A 25335-nucleotide genomic window follows, 5' to 3' on the forward strand; every position below is an offset into this window, starting at 1 on the left:
CATACTTCGGATATGGCCAACCGCCGGACGCCGCTGCCGCCGCTGCCCACGGCATCCACCATCGCCGAGGTGGTCTCGACCATCGACACGATCACCGACTGGGCCGCGGAAACCTCAAGCCGACTGGGCTATTTCGCCGCCCTGTACAAGCGGATCACCATCGCGGTCGGCACCGCGGTCGAGGAAGGGGCATTCGAGGACGGTCCCCGTATGGACCGCCTCGACGCGGCGTTCGCCTCCCGGTACTTCGACGCGCTCAACGGCCACTTCCACCCCGACCGCTATCCCAAGCCCACCCGGTCGTGGCGAGCGACGTTCGAGTGGGCGCACAAGCCCGAGCCAATCCTGGTGCAGCACATGCTTGCCGGGGTTACCGCCCACATCGTCCTGGACCTCGGCATCGCGGTGCAGGGTCTGGTCGGCGCAGGCAAACTGCCCTCGCTGCACAAGGATTTCGACACCATCAACGCCGTGCTGGCCAGCCAGGTCGGCGGCGTCGTCAACGACATCAACGAACTCTCACCGGCGCTGGCCGACATCTACGCCGTGCTCCGACAGCATCAGATCTTCGTCCTCAACGAGGCCATCCGTTCCCTGCGCGACAGCGCCTGGCGGTTCGCCACGGTGCTGGCCCTTGAGCCCGGGTTCGCTCGACCGGCCACGATCTGGGCGCGCGACCTGCAGGTCAGTCGGCAGGCGCAGGCCGCCTTCGACCCGCCCAGCCTGGTCGGTGCCTTCGATCTGGCGATCAAGGAGATCGCCGCGCGCGAGAGCCGCGATGTGGCCCGCAACGTAGCGGTGCTCGACGAGATCGCCGAGACGCCCGCACCGATCCAGACCGCGCTGTGACGGCGCGCTATTGCCGCGAGATGGCGATGTTGAGCTTGTCCTCCGCAGTCACCAAGTGGTCATGACCATCCACACCGATGTCGAGAACCACCCGGTCGATCTTGCCGGTGAACCTGTTGCCGTGCGGTCCATAATCGGGTGACGTCGGTGAGCCGGTATCGGAGCCGACGTCACAAGCCTCGTCGGCGGAGAACGCCATGGGCTCGGTCTGCTCGACGCGCCCGGTGCCGATGGTCTTACCGTCGCAAGACAGCGTAATGGTCCCGCCCTTGCCCAAACCTCCACCGTCGTAGGCGAACTCCATGCGGACCTCATGGTTGCCCGCGGGGATGGGCTCGTCGGCGGTGGTGTAGTAGTACTCAATGCCGAAGAAGTTGTAGCAGTATTTGAGCCTGCCCTCGTGGGCGTAGAGACACCAGCCACCGACGCCGCCACCCTGGCTGACGATCACACCTGCGGCACCGCCGGCGGGCACCGTGATCTTCGCCGTGACCGAATGCGACTTGTTCTTGATGTTGAGCACACAGTTCTCCAGCAGCCGCATGCCCGAGAACAGCACCTGGGTATCGCCCTTGATCAGCTGAGGACGCCCGGCGATGTCGGGGTTGAACCGCTCGAAGGACCGATCGTCGATCGGAATCACGTTGTACTTCGTGGCCTCGATCAGCCACAGCCGTTGCAGTTCAGCGAGTTTGGCCGGATCCTCCGCCGCGAGATCGTGCGCCTGAGTCCAATCGTCGGGGCCGTACAGCTCCCAGACATCGTCATCGAGCGAGGGTTGATCGTTCAGCCAGGGCGTGCGGTGTTTGGTGACCGCCGTCCAGCCCTTGTGATAGATGCCGCGGTTGCCGAACATCTCGAAGTACTGCACTGTGTGGTTCTCAGGGGCGCGGCCGTCGCGCAACGTCGCCAGCATGCTCACGCCTTCCAGCGGTGCCTGCTGAATGCTGTTCACCACCATCGGCGCGGGGATGTTGGCCGCCTCAAGAATCGTCGGCGCGACATCGATCACGTGGTGGAACTGATCCCGCGTCTCCCCATGGCCCGCAATGCCTTTCGGCCAGTGGACAACGGTGCCGTTGCGGGTGCCGCCCCAGTGCGAGGCCACCTGCTTGGTCCACTGGTACGGCCCGCACAGCGCGTGTGCCCAGCCGACCGCGTAGTGGTTGTAGGCATCGGGTGTCCCGAACAAGTCGATCTTGGACAACAGGAACTCCGGCGTCTCGATACCGGCCAGACCGTTCAGGGTGCACATTTCGTTGAAGCACCCGTTCGGGGTGCCTTCGGCCGACGCGCCGTTGTCACCGAGGATGTAGTAGATCAGGGTGTTGTCCAGAGCCCCGAGATCTTCGATCGCATCGACCAGCCGGCCGACCTCGTGGTCGGTCTGCTCCAGGAATCCTGCGTAGATCTCCATCTGTCGAGCCAGCACCGGCTTGAGCTCCGCCGGCATGTCGTCCCACGCCGGGATCTCGTCGTGCCGCGCGGTGAGCTCGGCGTCCTCGGGGACCACGCCCAGCGCCTTCTGTTTGGGAAGCATCTGCTCGCGCAGCACGTCCCAGCCATCGTCGAACTTGCCCTGGTACTTGTCCGACCACACCTTGGGCACATGGTGCGGGGCATGAGTGGCACCCGGCGCGAAGTACATGAAGAACGGCTTGTCCGGAGTGAGCGCCTGTTGTTGGCGCACCCAGGTGATGGCCCGGTCCGCCAGATCTTCGGTGAGGGTGTAGCCCTCCTCCGGTGTCTTCTCCGGTTCGACGGGCTTGGTGCCCTCGTAGAGCCCGGGGTAGTACTGATTGGCCTCGCCACCGATGAACCCGTAGAAGTGCTCGAAACCCGAGCCTGTGGGCCACTGCCCGAACGGTCCGACCGGCGACACCTCCCAGACCGGAACCTCATGGCACTTGCCGAACTGGCTGGTGGAATAGCCGTTCAGCCGCAGGGTCTCGGCGATGGGAGCCTTGTCCTTGGGCCGCACACTGCTGTACCCCGGCGCCGAGGTGGCGATTTCCGTGATGCCACCCATCCCGACCGAGTGGTGGTTGCGTCCGGTCAGCATCGCCTGGCGCGTCGGCGAGCACAGCGCCGTGGTGTGGAATCGGTTGAGCTTCACCCCATTGGCGGCCAGTCGTTCGGCGGTCGGGGTATTGCACGGGCCGCCGAAGGCCGAGCTGGCACCGAATCCGACATCGTCGATCAGGACGATGAGGACATTGGGCGCGCCTTCGGGCGGGCGCAACATGGTGATCGGCGGATAGGTGGTGTCCGGGTCCTTGGCGTCATACGTGGTCAACCCGACGTGCTGGACATCCGGGATCGGGAGGATGTCGCGGCGAATGGGGTCTGGTGTGTTCACGCGCATGTCCGCTCGCAGAAGAGCCCGCTGCTCGGGCCCGAGACGCCCAGACTATGCGCCGCGCGCTCCCACCATGGGCATTATTGACGGTCAGGCCACCCAATAGGCCTGAGCTTTAATGGATTTACGCGAGAGGTTGTACTCCTCGCGAAACACCCGGGCCACCGCGCGGGTGGTGCGGTTGTTGCACGCCACCCAGCCGAAGTGATCGGAGGCGTCGAACGCCGAGGAGCTGACCGCCTCGACCAGTGCCTCCTCGTCGCGGTCCACCCAGGTGATGTCGGCAGCACCGGCGACCGGCAGCTCCCGGTCGTCGTCGTGGCCGGCCTCCAGGAACACCCGCGCCGGGGTATCCCCGATCGCATCGAGCAGCGAATTGATGGCCGGCAGGGACGCGGTGTCACCGACGATCACATAACCGGCTGGCGCCGGCTCGGGCAGCGTGAAGTTGCTGCCCAGCACCGTGACGTCCAGAACGTCGCCCGGCCGGGCGGCCCGGGCCCAGCTGGTCGCGATGCCGTCGTGCATCGCAAAATCGATGTCGACGGTCCCGGCCTCGACATCCGGGTTGACCAGCGTGTAGCCACGTTGGTGCGCCTTGCCGCCGTCGGGGAACCACCCCCGGACCCACATCGTCGGATGCACCCGCTGTTCGGCGAGCAGCTTTTCCGCGCGGAAGTGCAGTCTCAAGTAATTCGGCGTGAGTTCGGTGTTGCCGATGACCGTCAATTGATAGTCGCCGCCCCGCCACAGCTTGACGAGAGCACCTTCCAGTCCACGTGACGCCTTCTGCTCGGCCATCCCCATACCTTTCGCCAGTTCGTTAGGTAAGCATATCCTAACTCCGTAGCGCTGTGGCGAGCTCGCCTGCCCGGACCGCGACGTTCGACAGCAAGGTGGCTCCGAGTCCATGGGTGTGCTCGACTGCCGAACCGTTGAGATAGATGTCGCCCGGCGCGCCGGCCTTCGCCCGCAGCCGATAATCACGACTCACGACGGGGCGATGCCGATCGTCGAATTCGTAGTGAGCGGCCACGTCGCCGAGGAGCTCCGCGACATTCGTCGGCGCATACCCCGTCGCGTACACGATGGCGTCGCAGTCCAGAGTCTCCCGTGACCCGTCGACCAGTGCGGTGACCGTCACCTGAACACCGTCAGCGTGCTCCTCGACCCTCGAGATGATCGATGCCTTGTGCATGTGCAGCCGCCGGTCAGCAGCCACCAGCTCGGCGTACTCCCTGTCGTACAGATCCGCGATCAACTCCGGTTCCACCGCCGAGTAGTTAGACGAACGGTGATAGTCGAGGAGGCGTTGGCGGACCTGCTCGTCGGCGCCATAGAACACATCGACCGCCGACGGGTCGAACATCCGGTTGGCGAACGCACTGTCATCAGCCACGCTGTAGCCGTACCGCGCGAACACCGAATGCACCTGGGCCCCGGCGAACCCGCGGTGCAGGTAGGCGACCACCTCCGCCGCGCTCTGCCCCGCACCGACGACCACGAACCGGCGCGGCGAGCGTGCGGGCAGGGCAGCGACACCGCTGAGCAGACAATGACTGTGCCATTGGCGGAGACTCGGCCGCACACCGGCAGGCAATACCGGCCGCAAACCGACGCCCAGCACCAGAGCGCCGGCCGAAAACCGCCGCCCGTCATCGGTATGGACCACAAATCCGTCATCCGAGGCGGCCACCGAGACCGCCCGGCTGCCATAACGAACTTCGTCTGCGAAATGCCCTGCCGCCCACTCCAGGTAGTCGTGGAATTCCAGCCGGCTGGGAAACACGTTGTGCCGGCCGATGAAGTCGACGAGCCGCCCGCGTTCGCTGAGATAGTTGACAAAGGTGAAGTTGCTCTTGGCATTCCGGAGGGTGACCAGGTCCTTGAGGAACGGGATCTGCATGCGCGCACCCGGCAGCAGCATGTCCCGGTGCCAGCCGAACCGCGGCTGGGCCTCGAGAAATGTCGCACGCGTGGCCTGTTCGGCCAGTGCGATCGCCAAAGCGAGGTTGGACGGGCCGAATCCGATGCCCAGCAACGGCAGTTCAGGTCTGGACATGGGTGCGGGTCAACCGTTGCAGGTAGTTCTCCCGCACCATGTCCCGGTTGATCAGGACGACAAAGTCGGCCATGTCGAAATCCGGGTCATAGGACGGCTCACCGCAGATCACCCCGCCGATCCGCAGACTGCCCGCCACCATCGGCGGTAGCCTCACCCGACCAGGGTCGGGCAGCTCATCAAGACTCAACCCATTGACGCGCACAGGGTTTCGTGGCGTCACCCGGTACTCGCCGGGTGCGCAGCTACCGCTGAGCGCGGCATCGCGCACCCCCCGCACCAACGCGCCGCGGGGACCACCGTCCTCCATCCGCACCGACAGACATCCGATCGCCCACTCGTATCCGGTCAAATCCTGGTAGCGCAGGATCCCCGACCACAGCAGCGCCACCACAGCTCCGCTTCGATGGTCCGGATGCACGCTCACCCGGCCCAGTTCGACCAGCGACGGCCGCAGCCGATCCAGCCCGGGGCTCATGTCGAAGATGGTGTCGGCGAACACTCCGCCCGCAGCCAGCGCTCCGTCCGGCGGGAGCAAGCGGTAGCAGCCCACGATCTGGCCCGTAGTCTCATCCCTGGCGAGCAGATGGTTGCTGTGCGGATCGAACTGGTCGACGTCGATCATCTGACCCGTCAGTGGTCCGCGAACGGCCTGCGGCAGCGTCGCCCCCATCTCCTCGGCGAAGGTCTGGTAGCGCAACCGTTGAGCCGCTTCGATCTCGGCGGAGTCGGTGGAGATCAAGATTGTGTAGCGGCCGGTGTCGGCCGCTGAAATCAGAACTGCCCCACCCTCCATAGTTTGCGAAAGTAGACGCATCGCCGTCGTCCTGCACGATATTTCGCGATACCGCGTCGAACAGTGACGCCGACGTCAATCTCGCGCGTCGACAACCTCAGCAACGATCTCCTGACGGCGGCCCACCGCGATCAACACCGCGACCAGAATCAGTCCGGCGGTCGCCGACCCGGACGCCGCGACCAGGGTCGCCTGCATCCCGGCGGCGCTGGCTTCCCGTGCCGCCGGATCGATCGCAGGCAGCGCCGCCCCGACGTCACCGGCGTGACTACTGAACAGCGCCCCGAGACCGGCCACACCGGCGACGATGCCGACCTGACGGACCGTACTGACTGTGCCCGTTGCCATTCCGGCGTCCTCGACGCTCACGAACCGCAGCGCGGCCTCCGACGTCAATGCCGCCAGTCCGCCGAGGCCGAGCCCCGCCACGATCGAGCCACCGATGAAATGCGTCCACGCTGTCATCGCCGAAACACCGGTCATCAACCACAGCCCTGCTGCGATCAACGCGGCACCGGCCGGGATCACCAGCGGCACCGGCACCCGCCGGGCCGCCACCATGGCCAGCGGGGCACCCGCCACGATCGACACAGTCAGTGGCAGTGCCCGCAGACCGGCCTCAAATGCACTGAACCCCAGGGTGTTCATGAAGTACAACGCCAGGTAGTTGGTCGCGGCCATCAGCGTGGCCGCGGCCACGAAGGCCGCCAGCGCCACCCCGGCGAAACCGGGCCTGCGCAGCATCGCCAGATCCAGCATGGGCTCGGCGACCCGCGTCTCCCACCACCCGAAGACCACGAGCGTGATGACGCAGAACGCACTCAAACCGGCCAACAGCGGTCCGCGCCAGTCGTACCGGTCGCCTTCGATCAGCACGTAAACTCCGGCGAACAGCGCAGCGGACAGCAGCATGGTGCCCACGCCGTCCACCGGGCGGGCTTGCGCAGCACGGTTTTCCGGGATGTAGCGAGCGCCGATCACCAACGCGGCCACCCCGATCGGGACATTGACCATGAAGATCGCCGGCCAGCCGAAGCCGTCCACCAGGGCGCCCCCGAGCAGCGGACCCACCGCCCCACCCGCGCCCATCACCGCGCCGTATGTGGCGATCGCGCCGGACCGGCCCCGTCCCGGCGGGTACACCGCAGCGACCAGTGGCAACGAAACGCCCAGGAGCACTGCTCCGGCCGCGCCTTGGACGGCCCGAGTGGCGTTGAGCATCTCGATCGTCGTGGCCAGTGCACACCCGAGAGAGGCCAGCGTGAACACCGTCATCCCGCCGAGGTACAGCCGACGGCGGCCGATCCGGTCACCCACCGTTGCGGCGGTCAGCAACAGCGCCGCCATCGGTAGCGCGTAACCGTCGACGACCCACTGCAGCCCGCTCAGCCGGGCACCGAGTGTGGACTGGATATCGGCGAGTGCCGCAGACACGATCGTCATGTCGAGCAACAGCATGAACACCGCCAGGCAGACCGCCAGCAGCGTCAGATGCGGGCGGCGCTCCGTCACGAACGGACCCGCGTGAACCTGTGCAACAGCCACGCTGCCGGAATGGTGAACACCATCGTGAGCACGAACAGGCTGAACATCGACCCGGTGTAGACCGGATCGCGCATCACCTCGACCATCACCAGTTCCATAATCATCAGGTGGATCAGGAAGATCTCGTAGGAGATCTCACCGAGAAAGACCATCGGTCGCGACGCCAGAAACCGGTTGTACCAACCACGGTCACCGAGCGCCGGCGGCGCAACCAACAAAGCTGCGATGACCGCGTAGAAGAACGTCTTGAACAACGCCTCGCTCAACTTGGCCGGCGACGTGGTCGGCTCCCCCGCGATCGGCGTCGACGCGATGAAATAACACACCACCGCCAACGGCACACACACCATGGCGTAGCCACGGACCTTGAGCTGCCCCAGCACCGTCAGCGCCATCCCCGCCACGAACCACGCCAGGTAGGTGGGCAGCCAAAGCCGGGCGCCATCAGGCAGATTCAGCGAATCGTGCACGATCGTCAGCCATATCGGCGACACCGCGGCGAACAACGCCAAACCGAAGAACAACAACCCCGGCCGCCAGCGTCGCCGGCACAGCACCACCATCAACAGGTAGGCCATCAGCGGCAGCACCACGTAGAACGCCGCCTCCACCGCCAAGCTCCACATCTGGGTCAACCCCTGATGAAGGTAGGAGAACAGATAGTTGTCGGTGTAGATCTGGGTCAGCGTCAGATTGCGGAACAGCCCGATCCAGGTGTGCCCGGGATTCGGCCCCCCGGTACGAAAGTGATAGAGCAGGTAGGCGATCAGCACCGCCACCACGTAGGCCGGCATGATGCGTCGCACCCGGTGCCAGGCATAGCGGCGCACCGACGGCCAAGCGTCACCTGTGGCCGCGGCTGGATCTGATTCGCGGCTCGCCGCGGCCTTCACCCACGGCCGGAACAACAGGAAACCGCTCAGCACGAAGAAAATCGGCACACCGATCTCGGCACGCGAATACACCAGGCCCAGATATCCCTGCGGGTACTTCCCAGTGGTGTAGGCCGCGTGCGTCACCACCACCAGAATGGCGGCCACCGCGCGGATTCCGGTCAGTGCGGCGACGCGCGTCGAAGCGGAGGCCCCCGCGTCTACCGACTCAAGACCCCCCTGATCCGCCGGCCCCGTCACGCTTCTGGAGACCGTCACTTGGTCTTCCGGTGCGGCTTCCCCGAACGCTCTTTGTTCTCGGATCGGCCTTTGTACTCGGAACGGCCCTTGTACTCGCGGCGCGGTCCACGGTCGGCACGTTCACCGCCACGCTCCGGTTCCAGATTGATCAACATGCCCGAGATCCGGGTGTTCTCCAGCGCTTTGAGCGTCTTGCTGGGCAACTTCTCGGGCAGCTCCACCAGCGAGTAGTCCCCGCGGATGGTGATGTGACCGAATTCGTTGCGGTGCAGCCCGCCCTCGTTGGCGATCGCGCCGACGATGTGGCCGGGGCCCACCTTGTGCCGCTTGCCCACCGAGATCCGGTACGTCGCCAGACCTTCGGGCCGCGGACGCTCCTTGCGCGGGGGCCGCTCGCCCCGATCATCACGGTCACGCTCCCGGCGCTTCTCCGGCGGCGGTTCGGTCATCAGGAATTCTTCACCGTTGCGCGATTGCAGTGCGAGCGCGGCGGCGATGTCGACCATCGGCACGTCGTTCTCGTGCTCGTAGTCCTCGATGATCCGCCGGAACAATTCGAGGCCCGGAGCGTTGAGCGAATCGGTGATCGAGTCACGGAATTTGGCCACGCGCTGCGCGTTGACGTCATCGACGCTGGGCAGCTCGGCCTCGATGACCTTCGACCGGGTGTGCTTCTCGATCGACTTGAGCAGGTGGCGTTCGCGCGGGGTGACGAACAGCAGCGCATGCCCGGAGCGGCCGGCCCGGCCGGTGCGGCCGATGCGGTGCACGTACGACTCGGTGTCGTGCGGGATGTCGTAGTTGACGACATGCGAGATGCGCTCGACGTCCAAACCGCGCGCGGCGACGTCGGTGGCGACCAGGATGTCGATCGTGCCGTCCTTCAGCGCGGCGATGGTGCGCTCACGCTGGGCCTGGTTGATGTCGCCGTTGATGGCCGCGGCGGCGAAACCGCGGGCCTTGAGCCGCTCGGCGACCTCCTCGGTGGCCTGCTTGGTGCGGACGAACACGATCATCGCGTCGCCCTCCTCGACCTCGAGCACCCGCGTCAGCGCATCCAGCTTGCGCGCACCGGCCACCTGGATGAACCGCTGCGTGATGTTCTCCGCGGTGGCGGTCTTGGCCTTGACCGTGACCTCGACCGGATCGTGAAGGTATTTGGTGGTGATCTTGCGGATGGCCGGCGGCATGGTGGCCGAGAACAGCGCCACCTGCTTGTACTCGGGGGTGTCGGCGAGGATCCGCTCGACCTCTTCGGCGAAGCCCATGGTGAGCATCTCGTCGGCCTCGTCGAGCACCAGATAGTCCAGGTTGGACAGATCCAGCGTGCCGCGCTCGAGGTGATCGATCACCCGCCCCGGGGTGCCCACCACGACCTGCGCGCCGCGCCTCAGCCCGGACAGCTGCACGGTGTAGGACGCTCCGCCGTAGATCGGCAACACGTTGACCGCGGGCAGATGCGCGCCGTACCTGCCGAATGCCTCGGCGACCTGCAATGCCAGCTCACGGGTCGGCGCCAGCACCAGGGCCTGGGTGCGGCGGCTCTCGGTGTCGATCTTCGACAGGATGGGGATGGCGAAGGCCGCGGTCTTGCCGGTACCGGTCTGGGCGAGCCCGACCACATCGGAGCCCGCCAGCATCGCCGGAATGGTCGCGGCCTGGATCGCCGAAGGCGTCTCGTAGCCGACATCATTGACTGCCTTCAGCACTGCAGGGTGAATCTGCAGGTCGGCAAACGTTGGGGCGGTATCCCCCGAATCCGGTTCTGGCGAGCTCATCGGTTCAGAAGTCTAGTGCCAATCGGACGGAATCCCGGCCGCGCGCCTGCACAAACCCGCCACGGGGCCACGGTAGGTTGCCCAACTGTGAAACGGGTCGCAACGTTCGCGACGGCGCCAGGGGCCATCTTGGCAGCCGCGCTCACGCTCACGGCGTGCGGATCAGGAGATTCCACCGTCTCCAAAACCCCTGACTCCGGACCCGGCCCCGCGCCGACCTCGGTGTCCGCACCTGTCGCCAAGGCCGCGCCGACCTCGGCACCACCACAGGCCGATCCGTGCGCGGTGAACCTGGCCGCCCCGGAGATCGCCAAGGCCGTCTCCGAGCTGCCTCGGGACCCGCGCAGCAACCAGGCTTGGAGCCCCGAGCCCCTCGCGGGCAACTACAACGAGTGCGCCCAGCTGTCTGCGGTGATCGTGCGGGCCAACACCAACTCAGAACACCCCAACACCCGGGCCGTCCTGTTTCACCTCGGCAAGTTCATCCCCACCGGGGTTCCCGACACGTACGGCTTCAACGGCATCGACAAGACAGCCACCACCGGCGACACCGTGGCACTGCAGTACTCCGGCGGACTCCACGGACTGGCCAGCACGGTGAAGTTCCGCTGGAACGGCGGCGGTGTGGAGTTGATGGGCAACATCTAGCTTTTCGCGCCAGAGACGCAAAGTGTCGGCGCCCTCACCTACAGTGGCAGCGTGTTCGTCACCGACGACGGCCCGTCGGGGCCGACCGTCATCTACAGCGCCTCGGACCTGGCCGCGGCGGCCCGCTGCGAGTACGCCCTGCTGCGTTCGTTCGACGCACAGCTGGGCCGTGGCCCAGCGGTGTCGTCCGACGACGAATTACTCGCTCGCACCGCACAACTCGGCACCGAACACGAGCAGCGCCACCTGGAACAGTTACGAACCGACGCGGGACCGTCTGAGGTGACCGTGATCGGCCGGCCCAGTTACACAGTGGCCGGGCTGAGCGCCGCCGCCGGGGCCACCCTGGAGGCCGCGCGGCGTCGCGACCCGGTGATCTATCAGGCGGCGATGTTCGACGGCCGGTTTGCCGGGTTCGCCGATTTCCTGATCTGGGACGGTGACCGCTACCGCCTGCGGGACACCAAACTTTCCCGCTCGGTGAAGGTCGAGGCGCTGCTTCAGCTGGCCGCCTACGCCGACGTGCTGTCGCGCGCCGGCGTGCCGGTGGCCGATGAGGTCGACCTGGTCCTCGGCGACGGCGGGATGTCCAGCTACCGCGTCGCCGAACTGCTCGCGGTGTACCGGCCGCGGCGCACCGCCCTGCAGGCACTGCTCGACGGTCATCTGGCCGGCGGCGCCGCCGTGCGCTGGTCCGACGACACGGTGCGGGCATGTTTCGGCTGCGGTGAGTGCGAGCAACAGATCCGCGCCACCGACGACCTGTTCCTCGTCGCCGGAATTCGGTCCGGGCAGCGCGCCCGGCTCATCGAGGCCGGTGTCACCACCACCCGTCAATTGGCCGACCACACCGATGCGGTGCCCGGGTTGGCCCAGCGCACCCTCACTGCGCTCAGGGGCCAGGCCCGCCTTCAAGTGGCGCCGCAGCCAGATGGCAAGCCGCCGTATGAGGTCATCGATCCGCAACCACTGATGCTGCTGCCGGATCCGGACAAGGGCGACCTGTTCTTCGACTACGAGGGCGACCCGTTGTGGACGGCCAACGGCCACGACTGGGGCCTGGAATACCTGTGGGGCGTCCTGGGCGCGGAGGGGAATTTCCAGCCGTTGTGGGCGCACGACCGGGCCAGCGAACGCCAGGTACTCATCGATTTCCTGGATCTGGTCCGCAAGCGGCGCAAGCGTTTTCCCAAGATGCACATCTACCACTACGCGCCCTATGAGCGCAGCACCCTGCTGCGGCTGGCCGGGCGCTACGGGGTGGGCGAGAACGACGTCGACGACCTGCTGCGCAACGGCATCCTGGTCGACCTGCTCCCGTTGGTACGCAAGAGCATTCGCGTCGGCACCGAGAACTACAGCATCAAATCGCTGGAACCGCTGTACATGGGTAACGAGCTGCGCGACGGGGAGGTCACCAAGGCCACCGATTCGATCACCGAATACGCGCGCTACTGCGCACTGCGCGATGCCGGTCACCACGACGAGGCCGCCACCGTGCTCAAGGAGATCGAGGACTACAACCGCTACGACTGCCGGTCCACCCACCGATTGCGGGACTGGCTGATCAACCGGGCCTTCGAGGCGGGGGTGCCACCGCGCGGCCCACAACCGGTGCGCGACGGCGCGCCGATCGAGAAGGCCGACGCCGTCGACCGCAAGCTGCTGCGCTTCGCCGGCGACGGGGTGGAACCCCGAACGGCCGAGCAGCAGGCGGCGGCACTCGTCGCGGCAGCCCGCGGCTTCCACAAACGTGAGGACAAACCGTTCTGGTGGGGCCATTTCGACCGGCTCAACAATCCTGTCGACGAATGGGCCGACAGCACAGGCGTTTTCGTCGCCGACGAGGCTCAGGTGGTCACCGACTGGCACATCCCGCCCCGAGCCCGTAAACCGCAGCGGCAGGTCCGGCTGACCGGCACCATCGACTCCGGCGAGCTGGGTACCGAGGTCTATGCGCTCTACACCGCGCCGGCCCCGGCCGGCCTGTCGGACGACCCGGACCGCCGCGGCTTCGGCAGCGCCGCCGTCATCGGCTGCGACAACCCGGATGCGCCGACCGAGGTGCTGATCACCGAACGCCAGCCCACCGGCGGCGACGCGTTCACCCAGGTGCCGTTCGCGCTGACCCCCGGTCCGCCGATCAACACCCGCCCCTTGCAAGTGTCCATCGACGGTACGGCGGCCACCGTGAGCGCGGGCCTGCCGACGCTTCCCGCCGACGCGGTGACCGACATCCTGCTGCGGCGCCCGCCACGCACCGTGAGCGGCCGGCCACTGCCCCGCACCGGCGAACCCGCCGCCGACATCACGGCGGCCCTGCTGGATCTGGATTGCTCGTACATCGCGGTACACGGGCCGCCGGGCACCGGCAAGACCCACACCTCGGCGCAGATCATCGCCCGGCTGGTCAACGAAAACGGTTGGCGCGTCGGCATTGTCGCACAGTCACATGCGGTGATCGAGCACCTGCTGGACCAGGTGCTCGACGCCGGCGTGGATGCGGCGCGGGTGGCCAAGAAACGCAAGGGCGCCGACCCGCGGTGGACCGAGATCGACCAGAACCACTACGCCTCGTTCATCGCCGACCACCCCGGATGCGTGATCGGAGGTACCGCATGGGATTTCGCGAACGAAGCGCGGGTACCGCGGCAATGCCTCGACTTGCTGGTGCTCGAAGAGGCCGGCCAGTTCAACCTCGCCAACACCATCGCGGTCGCACCGGCCGCGCGCAATCTGCTGCTCCTGGGCGATCCGCAGCAACTCCCCCAGGTCTGCCAGGGCACCCACCCCGCACCGGTCGATGATTCCGCGTTGGGCTGGCTGGTCGAGGGTGCACACACGTTGCCGGCCGATCGCGGCTATTTTCTGGACTGCTCGTTCCGGATGCATCCGGCGGTATGCGGACCGGTGTCACGACTGTCGTATGACGGTCGGCTGCAGTCACACGAAAAGGTCAGTGCCGCACGCAAACTCGACGGCATCGAACCCGGCGTTCGCGCCCTTGAGGTCGCACACCTCGGCAATTCGACCGACAGTCCCGAAGAAGCCGACGCGATCGTCGCGGCCATCACCGGCCTGCTCGGCACCACGTGGACCGACGAGCACGGCAGCACGCCGCTGGGCCAGGACCACGTCCTGGTGGTGACGCCGTACAACGCCCAGGTGACCACGGTGCGTCGAGCCCTCGACGCGGCGGGCCTGACCGAGGTGCAGGCCGGCACGGTGGACAAGTTCCAGGGCAGACAGGCGCCCGTCGTGTTCGTATCGATGACGGCGTCCTCGGCGGCCGACGTGCCGCGCGGCATCGGGTTCCTGCTGAACCGCAACCGGCTCAACGTGGCGATCAGCCGGGCCAAATACGTCGCGTACATCGTGCGCTCACCTCAGCTCACCGACTATCTGCCGGCTCAGCCCGACAGCCTCATCGCACTCGGCGCGTTCCTGGCCCTGACCGATCCTGTGATACACCCAATCCGTGACTGAAACGCTTACCGAAACGCTTGCCGGGATTGTCGGTGCCGGTTACGTCACCACCGACCCCGACGTACTGGACGGCCGCTCCGTCGACCACACCGGGCGTTACCGCGGGCAGGCCACGGCGCTGGTGCGCCCCGGTAACGCAGATGAAGTGGCCGCGGTGCTGCGGGCCTGCCGCGATGCGGGAGCGTGTGTCACGGTGCAGGGCGGCCGCACCTCACTGGTTGCCGGGACGGTGCCCGAGAACGACGACATCCTGCTGTCCACCGAGCGACTCACCGGGATCGGCGCCGTCGACACCGTCGAGCGCCGGGTCAGCGTCGGCGCCGGGACCACCCTGGCCGCCGTGCAACAGGCCGCCGCGGCGGCCGGTCTGCTGTTCGGGGTCGACCTCGCAGCACGCGAATCGGCCACGGTCGGCGGCATGGCCTCCACCAACGCCGGGGGTCTGCGCACCGTCCGCTACGGCAACATGGGCGAGCAGGTGCTGGGTCTGGACGTCGCGCTGCCCGACGGGTCGGTGGTCAACCGGCACAGCCGGGTACGTCGCGACAACACCGGCTACGACCTCGGCTCCCTGTTCGTCGGCGCCGAGGGCACGCTCGGCGTGATCACCGCACTGGACCTGCGGCTGCATCCCACGCCCACCCACCGGGTCACGGCGATCTGCGGGTTCGCCGATCTGGGTGCGCTGGTCGACGCCGGCCGGACCTTTCGCGACCTCGAGGGCATCGCCGCCCTGGAGTTGATCGACGCCAGAGCCAGCGCGCTGACCGCCGAGCACCTGGGCGTCGGCGCACCGGTCGACGGCGCCTGGCAGCTGTTGATCGAATTGGCCGGCGACGGCGAGCAGACCGAACGCCTGGCCGACGCGCTGGAGGGCACCGACATCTGCGGCGAACCGGCAGTCGGCGTCGACACGAATGCCCAGCAGCGGTTGTGGCAGGTACGCGAATCGGTGGCCGAGGTGCTCGGACTGTTCGGCCCACCACTGAAATTCGATGTGTCGCTGCCGTTGTCGGCGATCCAGGACTTCGCCGAGGCGGCCGCCGGATTGATCGCCGGGCATGCACCTGAGGCCATCCCGGTGCTGTTCGGCCATATCGGCGAGGGCAACCTGCACCTCAATGTGCTGCGCTGCGGGCTGGACGCCGAGGCAGCGCTGTACGCCGGGATGATGGCGCTGATCGCCGACAGCGGCGGCAACGTCAGCTCCGAACACGGCGTGGGCTCACGCAAGCGCGACTACGTGGCGATGTCACGCACCGAGGCCGACATCGCCGCCATGCGCACGGTCAAGGCCGCGTTCGATCCGGACGGCTACCTGAATCCCGCGGTGCTGTTTCGCTGAGCCACCGGCACCGCCCGGAACGCGTCCGTCACGGCATCGTCGTCCATGTCCCCGTCGTACATGTCCCCGTCGTCGAGCACGTCCCCGTCGTCGTGGGTCAGCACGAACTCGACGTAGTCGTCGTCATCGTCGTCGCGGGGGTCCAGGTATGGCTCCGGATTCGCTTGCGGCAATGCGGGCTCGGCATCGAAACCGAGCAAGAACAGAGCCGCCACCACACCGAACAGTGCGACGAACGCGGGCAGCAGCATCGACTGCGACATCGCCGCGGCGAACGGCGCGTGCAGGAACTCCGGCAGCTCGGCGGCCGCTCCCTCGCCGCGGGGCGCCGCGCCCGCTGCCCCAGGCATCTCGGCACCGATCCGCGACGTCATGTAGGCCGCGATCCCGGCACTACCGAGCACCGACCCCACCTGACGGGTGGCGTTGTACACGCCTGACCCGGCCCCGGCCAGATCCGGCGGCAGGTTGCGGGTCGCGGTGGCCGCCAGCGGGGACCAGATGAACGCCATGCCGATGCCCATCACCAGCTGCGGCAGCAGCAGCCGCCAGATCGGCGTCGTCGGCGTCATGTCGAACGCCAGCCAGGTCAACCCGATGGCCATGGCCGAGAAACCGAACCCGATCACCGGTGTCGGATGGGCCCGGTCGACGATGCGGCCCACCAGCGGCGCCAAGACACCGCTGGCGATCGCGGTCGGCGCGGTCAGCAGGGCCGCGCGGATCGGCGAAAGCCCGCACACCGTCTGGGCGTAGAACATCAACGGCAGGATCATCGCGGTCACCGCGAACCCGATCGTCGCGACACCCAGATTGGCCAGGCTGAAATCGCGGTCTTGGAAGATCCGCAGCGGGATCAGCGGCTCGGCGGTGTTGACGGCCTGCCAGCACACGAACGCCACCATCACGGCGATGCCGACGGCACCCGTGGCCCACACCCACGGCGCCCAGTCCCGCGACTGGCCCTCCTGCAGGGCGAAAACGATCAGGAACATGCCGACGCCGGACAACACCACGCCCAGTACGTCGAACCGGTGCGGCGCAGTGGGTAACGCCGGAACCAGCCACACCGCCAGCGCCAGGCCCAGGATTCCGATCGGCACGTTGACGAAGAAGATCCACTGCCAGCCCAGTCCCCCGACCAGCACGCCACCGGCCAGCGGCCCGACCAGGGTGGCCACCCCGGCGGTCGCACCCCACACGCTCATCGCCACCCCGCGCCGCTCGGGCGGGAAGATCCGGGTGATGGTCGACAAGGTCTGCGGCGTCAACAGCGCCGCGCCGATGCCCTGCACCACGCGGGCGGCGATGAGCATCTCGAGGCTGCCGGCCAGCCCGCACCACAGCGAGGCCGCGGTGAACACGGCCAACCCGGCCAGATAGAGATTCTTGGGCCCGTACACATCGCCCAGCCGCCCGGCGACGAGCAGCGGCACCGCATAGGCGAGCAGATAGGCACTGGTCACCCAGATCACGCCGTCGTAATCGGCGCCGAGCGCATCCATGATCGTCGGGTTCGCGACCGCGACGATCGTCGCGTCGACCAGGATCATGAAGAAGCCGACCATCATGGCCCACAGCGCGTTCCACGGATTGTCCGCACGCGCGGGCACACGGCCCTGCGGGCGCGAAGTACGGGCGTTGAGCGCTGGCGACATGTCGAATGTGGTGGGTTGGGCCTGGGGTCCGACCTTTGTTGGTTGTTGGCGGGCGCAGCCGACGCTACCCGGGACCGGGTCAGGCCGGTTCGACAACCGCCTCGGGAACCACGTCGAGTGAGTCGCCTGAGTATTCGCCGGGGTCCGCCTCGGCGTTACGCCGACCGACCAGCAGCAGGGCCACCAAGGCGATCGCCATCCCCGCCGTCATCACCCACGACAAGGCCAGTGCGCCGTTGCCGAGCGCCCCGATCGCCGGGGCCACCGCGGCACCGAGCCCGAACTGTGCCGCGCCCAGCAGGGCGGCCGCCGTGCCCGCGGCATCGGGGTGCCGCGACAGCGCGACGGCCGGGGCATTGGGAAGCACCAGGCCCATCCCGGCCAGGATCGCCAGCACCGGCACCACGAACGCAGCCAGCCCACCCACATGCGCGACGGTCAACACGACGAACACCGCCCCGGCCAACACCGACCAGCTCAGCGCCGCCATGGTGATGGCCTGGGGCGAGAACCGGCGCAGCAGCACCACGTTGAACTGGGTGGCGCCGATCAACGAGATCGCCCCCGCGGCGAACACCAGCGCGAACGCCTGCTGATCCAGACCGTAATGGCCCTGCAGTACGAACGGGGCCGCCGAGATGTAGGCGAACAGTCCGGACATTCCCAGCGCGGCGACCAGGACGAGGATCACGAATCGCGCGTCGCGCAGCAGCTCGGCGTACGTGCCGATGATTCCGGCCACCGCGAGCGGGCGCCGGTGCGAAACCGGCAGCGTCTCGGGCAGGGCCAGCGCGGCCATCGCCAACAGTGCTCCGGCCACCACCACGAGCGCGACGAAGACCCAGTGCCACGAGCCGTGCAACAGCACCGCCGCACCCAACGACGGCGCCAGCACCGGGGCCACCCCCAGCACCAGCATCAACCGCGACATCACGGTGGCCGCCACAGTGCCGCTGTACAGGTCACCGACCACGGCGATGGCCACGACCGACGCGGCTGCCGCACCCATGCCCTGCAGGCCGCGCGCCAGCCCCAAGATCGTGATGTCGGGCGCCAGGACACACAGCACCGAGGCCACCATGTGCAGCACGATGCCCGCGATCAAGGGGCGTCTGCGGCCCAGCGAATCCGACAGCGGGCCGACGATCAGCTGACCGAGGGCCAGGCCGGCCAGGGTGCCGGTGAGCGTCAACTGTGACACCGAAGAAGAGACCGAGAGCTCGTCGGCGATCTTGGGTAGCGCCGGCAGGTACATGTCGATGGTCAGCGGACCCAGGGCCACCAGAGCGCCCAGCACCAGGATCATCCGGATCCGGCCCGGCATCCGAATGTCGGCCGTCACCGATGTCGTCTGGTCCACGTCGGGCGATGATGCCATGAAGTTGAACAGCCCCGCATTCGAGTTTTTTGTTCCCCGTTTCGCGCGGCGGGTATACACAGTGACAGCCGTCACCCTCGGGCACCGGCAGCCTGTCGTCGTTCGTTCTCCCTGCGTCAGGCCACGGGTTAGCCTGGCAACCGACGATGGGTTCACAACTGGGAGGCCCCGAAGTGTTTGCGCGGTCGAAGTCGCAGCTACCGGCGAAGGTCGAGGAAACCGAAGACCCCAGCGCGGCGGCCAAGGTGCTGTCCCACCTCATCGAACGCGGCTCGCGCGTTCAAGCCCCTGCGGTCAAGGCCTACGTGGACCGGCTGCGCAGCCACCAGCCCGATGCCACGCCGGCAGAGATCGTCACCCGGCTCGAGAAGCACTACCTGGCGGCGGTGATGGCCAGCGGCGCCGCTGTCGGCTCCGCGGCGGCGTTCCCGGGCATCGGAACCCTGGTCGCACTGTCGGCCGTGGCCGGTGAGACCGTCGTGTTCCTGGAAGCCACATCGGTGTTCGTGCTCGCGGTCGCCGAGGTGCACGGCATCCCCGCCGAGCACCGCGAACGACGCCGTGCGCTGGTGCTCTCCGTCCTGGTCGGCGACGACAGCAAGCACGCCATCGCCGACCTCATCGGCACCGGTCGCACCAGCGGTGCCTGGCTGTCCGACGGCGCCGCGACGCTGCCACTGCCCGCGGTCTCGCAGCTCAACTCCCGGCTGCTCAAGTACTTCGTCAAGCGGTATACGCTCAAGCGCGGCGCGATGGCTTTCGGCAAGATGCTGCCGGTGGGCATCGGGGCTGTCATCGGCGGTGTCGGCAACCGGTTGATGGGTAAGAAGATCGTCGCCAACGCCCGCCAGGCGTTCGGCGCGCCCCCGCCGCGGTGGCCTGCAACGTTGCATGTGCTGCCGTCCGCCGCGTCAGCCACCCCCATGCCGACCTCGGGTGGGCCCGAAAGGCGATAGCCTTTATGCGGCGGTCGGACGGGGCCAACCGCCCACACAAGAACACAAGCGGCAAGCCTCCTTGTGACGGCGAGCCGGACACAAGAATCGAGGCGAGTGTCTGCCGTGAGCAGTTCACCTTCACCATTCGGGCAGAACGAGTGGTTGGTCGAGGAGATGTATCGCAAGTTCCGCGAGGATCCCTCTTCGGTGGATCCGAGTTGGCACGAATTTCTGGTCGACTACTCCCCTGAGCCCACCACCGACAGCACCGTCGCCAACGGCCAGCCGGCCGCGCAGGCCGCACCCGCTGCCCCTCCGGCGGCTCCGGCAGCTCCCGCCAAGGCCGCTGCGGCTCCGGCCGCTCCGGCAGCCCCCGCCAAGGCAGCTCCGGCAGCTCCCGCCAAGGCGGCTCCGGCCAAACCCGCGAAGGCAGGCCCGACCGCGGCCGAAGGTGACGAGTCACAGGTGCTGCGCGGTGCGGCGGCAGCCGTCGTCAAGAACATGAACGCCTCGCTGGAGGTGCCCACCGCGACGAGTGTGCGGGCCATCCCGGCCAAGCTGATGATCGACAACCGCGTCGTCATCAACAACCACCTCAAGCGCACCCGCGGCGGCAAGGTCAGCTTCACCCACCTGCTCGGCTACGCCATCGTGCAGGCGGTCAAGAAGTTCCCGAACATGAACCGGTACTTCGCCGAGGTCAACGGCAAGCCCGCCGCGGTCACCCCGGCCCACACCAATCTGGGCCTGGCCATCGACCTACCCGGCAAGGACGGCAGTCGATCACTGGTCGTGGCCGCGATCAAGCGTTGCGAGACAATGCAATTCGGCCAGTTCATCGCAGCCTACGAGGACATCGTGCGCCGGGCCCGCGACGGCAAGCTGACCGCCGAGGATTTCTCCGGCGTGAGCATCTCGCTGACCAACCCCGGCACCATCGGGACCGTGCACTCGGTGCCCCGACTCATGCAGGGTCAGGGCGCGATCATCGGCGCAGGCGCGATGGAGTACCCGGCGGAGTTCCAGGGCGCCAGCGAGGAGCGCATCGCCGATCTGGGCATCGGCAAGCTGATCACCCTGACCTCGACCTACGATCACCGCATCATCCAGGGCGCCGAGTCCGGCGACTTCCTGCGCACCATCCATCAACTGCTGCTCGATGACGAGTTCTTCGACGAGATCTTCCGCGAGCTGGGCATCCCATATGAGCCGGTGCGCTGGCGCGTCGACAATCCGGATTCCATCGCCGACAAGAACGCGCGGGTAATCGAGCTGATCGCGGCCTACCGCAACCGCGGCCACCTGATGGCCGACATCGACCCGCTGCGGCTGGACAACACTCGGTTCCGCAGCCACCCGGATCTGGACGTCAACACCCACGGCCTGACCCTGTGGGATCTGGACCGCGAGTTCAAGGTCGACGGGTTCGCGGGCAAGCAGTACATGAAGCTGCGCGACGTGCTCTCGGTGCTGCGCGACGCGTACTGCCGCCACATCGGTGTCGAGTACACCCACATCCTCGAACCCGAGCAGCAGCGCTGGCTCCAGGAGCGCGTCGAGATCAAGCACGACAAGCCGACCGTCGCCGAGCAGAAGTACATTCTGAGCAAGCTCAATGCGGCCGAGGCGTTCGAGACGTTCCTGCAGACCAAATACGTTGGGCAGAAGCGGTTCTCGCTCGAAGGCGCAGAGACCGTGATCCCGATGATGGACGCCGCGATCGACCAGTGCGCAGAACACGCGCTCGACGAGGTGGTCATCGGCATGCCGCACCGCGGCCGGCTCAACGTGCTGGCCAATATCGTCGGCAAGCCGTACAGCCAGATCTTCACCGAGTTCGAGGGCAACCTCAACCCGTCCCAGGCGCACGGCTCCGGAGACGTGAAGTACCACCTGGGTGCGACCGGCACCTACATCCAGATGTTCGGCGACAACGACATCGAGGTGTCGCTGACCGCCAACCCGTCGCACCTCGAAGCGGTCGACCCGGTGCTCGAGGGCCTGGTGCGGGCCAAGCAGGATCTGCTGGACAGCGGCAAGGACGCCGACGGCTCCGGTGAATATCCCGTGGTTCCGCTGATGCTGCACGGCGATGCGGCATTCGCCGGCCAGGGCGTGGTCGCCGAGACACTGAACCTGGCCCTGCTCGACGGCTACCGCACCGGCGGCACCATCCACATCGTGGTCAACAACCAGATCGGGTTCACCACGGCGCCAACGGATTCGCGCTCCAGCGAGTACTGCACCGACGTGGCCAAGATGATCGGCGCGCCGATCTTCCACGTCAACGGCGACGATCCCGAGGCCTGCGCCTGGGTGGCACGCCTGGCAGTGGACTTCCGGCAGGCGTTCAAGAAGGACGTCGTCATCGACATGCTGTGCTACCGCCGCCGCGGCCACAACGAAGGCGACGACCCGTCGATGACCCAGCCGTACATGTACGACGTCATCGACACCAAGCGCGGCTCCCGCAAGGCCTACACCGAAGCCCTGATCGGCCGCGGCGACATCTCGATGAAGGAAGCCGAGGACGCCCTCCGCGACTACCAGGGCCAGCTCGAGCGGGTCTTCAACGAGGTGCGCGAGCTGGAGAAGCACGCGGCCGAGCCCAGCGAGTCCGTCGAAGCCGATCAGCAGATCCCGCAGCGCCTCGCGACCGCGGTGGACAAGTCCCTGCTGGCCCGGATCGGCGATGCCCACCTGGCCCTGCCGGACGGATTCACCGTGCACCCGCGCGTCAAGCCGGTGCTGGAGAAGCGCCGGGAGATGGCCTACGAGGGCAAGGTCGACTGGGCGTTCGCCGAGCTGCTGGCGCTCGGGTCGCTCATCTCGGAGGGCAAGCTGGTCCGACTGAGCGGCCAGGACACCCAGCGCGGCACGTTCACCCAGCGCCACGCCGTGATCGTCGACCGCAAGACCGGCGAGGAGTTCACGCCGCTGCAGCTGCTGGCCACCACCACGGACGGCACCGCGACCGGCGGCAAGTTCCTGGTGTACAACTCGGCGCTGTCCGAGTACGCCGCCGTGGGCTTCGAATACGGCTACTCGGTGGGCAACCCGGACGCGATGGTGTTGTGGGAGGCGCAGTTCGGCGACTTCGTCAACGGCGCCCAGTCGATCATCGACGAGTTCATCTCGTCCGGTGAGGCCAAGTGGGGTCAGCTCTCCGACGTCGTGCTGCTGTTGCCGCACGGTCACGAGGGGCAGGGTCCCGACCACACCTCGGGCCGCATCGAGCGCTTCCTGCAGCTGTGGGCCGAGGGTTCGATGACCATCGCGGTGCCGTCGACCCCGGCGAACTACTTCCACCTGCTCCGCCGCCACGGACTCGACGGGATCCAGCGTCCGCTGATCGTCTTCACCCCGAAGTCGATGCTGCGCAACAAGGCCGCCGTCAGCGACATCCGCGACTTCACCGAGAACAAGTTCCGCTCGGTGCTGGAGGAATCCGTCTACACCGACGGCGAGGGCGACCGCGGCAAGGTCACCCGGGTCCTGCTCTGCAGCGGAAAGATCTACTACGACCTCGCCGCCCGCAAGGCCAAGGACAACCGTGAGGACGTCGCGATCGTGCGTCTCGAGCAGCTCGCCCCGCTGCCGCGTCGCCGGCTGGCCGAGACCCTCGACCGCTACCCGAACGCCACGGAGAAGTTCTGGGTGCAGGAGGAGCCGGCCAACCAGGGTGCGTGGCCGTCACTGGGCCTGACCCTGCCCGAGGTGCTGCCGGATTACTTCACTCCGATCAAGCGCATCTCGCGGCGCGCGATGTCGGCGCCGTCCTCGGGTTCGTCGAAGGTGCACGCTGTGGAACAGCAGGAGATCATCGACGAGGCGTTCGGCTGAGCCGGGTCATCAGCCCGAAGCGAACGCCGAGGAGCATCTAGTCTGCGCGAGGCGTTCGGCTAGACGTCAGCTCCGCCCCGATCAACGAAATGGTCGCTGCCGCACGACGGTAGCGACCATTTCGTTTATTTCGCTGCGGGTTTCGATCAGGATGCGCGCAACGGTGTGCGGGCCCGGCCGCGCTGACTAGACAACTAGGGTGACTTTGACCCCGGCGGCTGTGCCCACTCAGACCGGCCCGGCCACGCCCACCACCCCGAACACGGTGCGCACCGCGGTGCTGGCCAGCGTGCTCGGGACCACGATCGAGTGGTACGACTTCTTCCTATATGCCACGGCCGCGAGCCTGGTGTTCAACCACACCTTCTTCCCCGACCAGAGCTCGTTCGTCGGCACCATGCTGGCCTTCGCCACGTTCGCGGTCGGGTTCCTGGTCAGGCCTATCGGCGGGTTCGTCTTCGGACACATCGGCGACCGGATCGGCCGGAAGAAGACGCTGGCGCTGACCATGCTGTTGATGGGCGCGGCCACCGCGCTGATGGGTGTGCTGCCCACCGCCGCACAGATCGGTGTGCTGGCTCCGGTCCTGCTTCTCCTGCTGCGTGTGGTTCAGGGATTCGCCCTCGGCGGTGAGTGGGCGGGCGCGGTGCTGCTGGCCGTCGAGCACAGCCCGCGCCATCGCCGCGGGCTGTTCGGCAGCATCCCCCAGGTGGGACTCGCCCTGGGCCTGGCCCTTGGCACCGGGGTGTTCGTGCTGTTGCAGGTGTGGTTGTCGGCCGAGGCATTCCAGACCTACGGGTGGCGGATCGCGTTCCTGTTCAGCGTCGTGCTGGTGATCTTCGGCGTCGTGGTGCGGTTCCGGGTGGCCGAGACGCCGGCGTTCGAGAAGTTGCGCGACGACGACGAACGTTCGACGGTCCCCGTGAAGGAAATCTTCCGTCCCCCGACGCTGCGCTCGACCGTGCTGGGCCTGCTGTCACGGTGGGGCGAGGGCGCCGCGTTCAACACCTGGGGCGTGTTCACCATCTCCTATGCCACCGCCACCCTGCATCTGGGCAAGGTGCCGGTGCTGGTTGTGGTGACGGCGGCGGCGTTGCTGATGGCGGTGCTGCTGCCGGTGTCGGGTCTGCTGGCCGACCGGTTCAGCCCGAAAGCCGTCTACGCCTCCGGCATCGCCGCCTATGCCGTCGTGGTGTTCCCGGCGTTCGCATTGTTCGGCACCGGCAGCATCGTGGCGTATGCGGTGGGAATGTTGTTGGCGTTCGGCGTCATTCATGCCTGGTTCTACGGAGCGCAGGGCACGCTGTACGCGTCCCTGTTCCCGACCCGGACCCGCTACACCGGGTTGTCGACGGTGTATCAGCTCTCCGGTGTGTACGCCTCGGGCCTGACGCCGCTGATCCTCACGGCGTTGATCGCCGCGGGCGGTGGCACGCCCTGGCTGGCGTGCGGATACCTGGTGGCCACCGCGGTGGTCAGCGTCATCGCCACCCTGCTGCTGCGGCCCGAGCATTAGA

16 protein-coding genes are annotated in these 25335 nt (G+C 67.3%); 7 read left to right on the forward strand and 9 right to left on the reverse strand.

What is annotated here, in order from left to right; genetic code table 11:
* Nucleotides 1–12 precede the first annotated feature (12 nt).
* The gene (locus QQ25_RS23220) at nt 13–849 is read left to right on the forward strand and encodes a DUF5995 family protein (protein ID WP_039381333.1); all 837 of its coding nucleotides are present in this window, start codon (nt 13–15) and stop codon (nt 847–849) included.
* Nucleotides 850–856: 7 nt separating this feature from the next.
* Here the strand turns inward: QQ25_RS23220 and QQ25_RS23225 are convergent, their stop codons facing one another.
* From QQ25_RS23225 to QQ25_RS23255, 7 genes are all read right to left on the reverse strand, one after another.
* Nucleotides 857–3208: an arylsulfatase gene (locus QQ25_RS23225; protein WP_409370975.1), complete on the reverse strand. Its 2352-nt coding sequence runs from the start codon at nt 3206–3208 to the stop codon at nt 857–859.
* A 90-nt stretch (nt 3209–3298) separates the two neighbouring features.
* On the reverse strand, nt 3299–4009 hold the full coding sequence (locus tag QQ25_RS23230) for a siderophore-interacting protein (RefSeq protein ID WP_039323565.1): 711 nt from the start codon (nt 4007–4009) through the stop codon (nt 3299–3301).
* Between the two features lie 37 nt (nt 4010–4046).
* Nucleotides 4047–5270, reverse strand: coding sequence for a lysine N(6)-hydroxylase/L-ornithine N(5)-oxygenase family protein (locus QQ25_RS23235; protein WP_457920762.1), 1224 nt, complete (start codon nt 5268–5270; stop codon nt 4047–4049).
* Nucleotides 5257–6066: a GNAT family N-acetyltransferase gene (locus tag QQ25_RS23240; protein WP_039381338.1), complete on the reverse strand. Its 810-nt coding sequence runs from the start codon at nt 6064–6066 to the stop codon at nt 5257–5259. Before QQ25_RS23240 ends, QQ25_RS23235 begins: the two co-directional genes overlap by 14 nt.
* A gap of 75 nt (nt 6067–6141) precedes the next feature.
* Entirely contained in the window at nt 6142–7557 is a 1416-nt protein-coding gene (locus QQ25_RS23245; protein WP_052236053.1) for an MFS transporter, read from the reverse strand.
* A gap of 17 nt (nt 7558–7574) precedes the next feature.
* Nucleotides 7575–8762: an acyltransferase family protein gene (locus QQ25_RS23250; RefSeq protein ID WP_039381341.1), complete on the reverse strand. Its 1188-nt coding sequence runs from the start codon at nt 8760–8762 to the stop codon at nt 7575–7577.
* The gene (locus tag QQ25_RS23255; protein WP_039323569.1) at nt 8759–10522 is read right to left on the reverse strand and encodes a DEAD/DEAH box helicase; all 1764 of its coding nucleotides are present in this window, start codon (nt 10520–10522) and stop codon (nt 8759–8761) included. The genes QQ25_RS23250 and QQ25_RS23255 overlap by 4 nt, the downstream gene beginning before the upstream one ends.
* 87 nt (nt 10523–10609) lie before the next feature.
* Between QQ25_RS23255 and QQ25_RS23260 the strand changes: the two genes are divergently transcribed.
* Genes QQ25_RS23260 through QQ25_RS23270 form a run of 3 tightly spaced genes read left to right on the forward strand, consistent with a single transcriptional unit; the run spans nt 10610 to nt 16001 of the window.
* Entirely contained in the window at nt 10610–11170 is a 561-nt protein-coding gene (locus tag QQ25_RS23260) for an LppP/LprE family lipoprotein (protein WP_052236008.1), read from the forward strand.
* A gap of 51 nt (nt 11171–11221) precedes the next feature.
* Complete coding sequence (locus QQ25_RS23265; protein WP_039323575.1) at nt 11222–14656, forward strand: TM0106 family RecB-like putative nuclease; 3435 nt, start codon at nt 11222–11224, stop codon at nt 14654–14656.
* Nucleotides 14649–16001 (forward strand): FAD-binding oxidoreductase, encoded by a 1353-nt coding sequence (locus QQ25_RS23270; RefSeq protein WP_039323576.1) that lies wholly within the window; start codon nt 14649–14651, stop codon nt 15999–16001. The genes QQ25_RS23265 and QQ25_RS23270 overlap by 8 nt, the downstream gene beginning before the upstream one ends.
* Here QQ25_RS23270 and QQ25_RS23275 read toward each other — a convergent pair.
* On the reverse strand, nt 15971–17659 hold the full coding sequence (locus QQ25_RS23275) for a DHA2 family efflux MFS transporter permease subunit (protein ID WP_039323577.1): 1689 nt from the start codon (nt 17657–17659) through the stop codon (nt 15971–15973). The two genes, QQ25_RS23270 and QQ25_RS23275, sit on opposite strands and share 31 nt — an antisense overlap.
* A gap of 79 nt (nt 17660–17738) precedes the next feature.
* Nucleotides 17739–19037 (reverse strand): multidrug effflux MFS transporter, encoded by a 1299-nt coding sequence (locus tag QQ25_RS23280; RefSeq protein WP_039323582.1) that lies wholly within the window; start codon nt 19035–19037, stop codon nt 17739–17741.
* Between the two features lie 173 nt (nt 19038–19210).
* Between QQ25_RS23280 and QQ25_RS23285 the strand changes: the two genes are divergently transcribed.
* From QQ25_RS23285 to QQ25_RS23295, 3 genes are all read left to right on the forward strand, one after another.
* Nucleotides 19211–19993, forward strand: coding sequence for a hypothetical protein (locus tag QQ25_RS23285; protein WP_198530864.1), 783 nt, complete (start codon nt 19211–19213; stop codon nt 19991–19993).
* A 105-nt stretch (nt 19994–20098) separates the two neighbouring features.
* Entirely contained in the window at nt 20099–23818 is a 3720-nt protein-coding gene (locus tag QQ25_RS23290) for a multifunctional oxoglutarate decarboxylase/oxoglutarate dehydrogenase thiamine pyrophosphate-binding subunit/dihydrolipoyllysine-residue succinyltransferase subunit (RefSeq protein ID WP_039323584.1), read from the forward strand.
* A 205-nt stretch (nt 23819–24023) separates the two neighbouring features.
* A complete protein-coding gene (locus tag QQ25_RS23295) occupies nt 24024–25334 on the forward strand; it encodes an MFS transporter (RefSeq protein ID WP_276014513.1) in 1311 nt (436 codons plus the stop codon).
* Nucleotide 25335 lies beyond the last annotated feature (1 nt).

It is taken from the genome of Mycolicibacterium setense, assembly GCF_000805385.1.
GTDB classification, from domain to species: domain Bacteria; phylum Actinomycetota; class Actinomycetes; order Mycobacteriales; family Mycobacteriaceae; genus Mycobacterium; species Mycobacterium setense.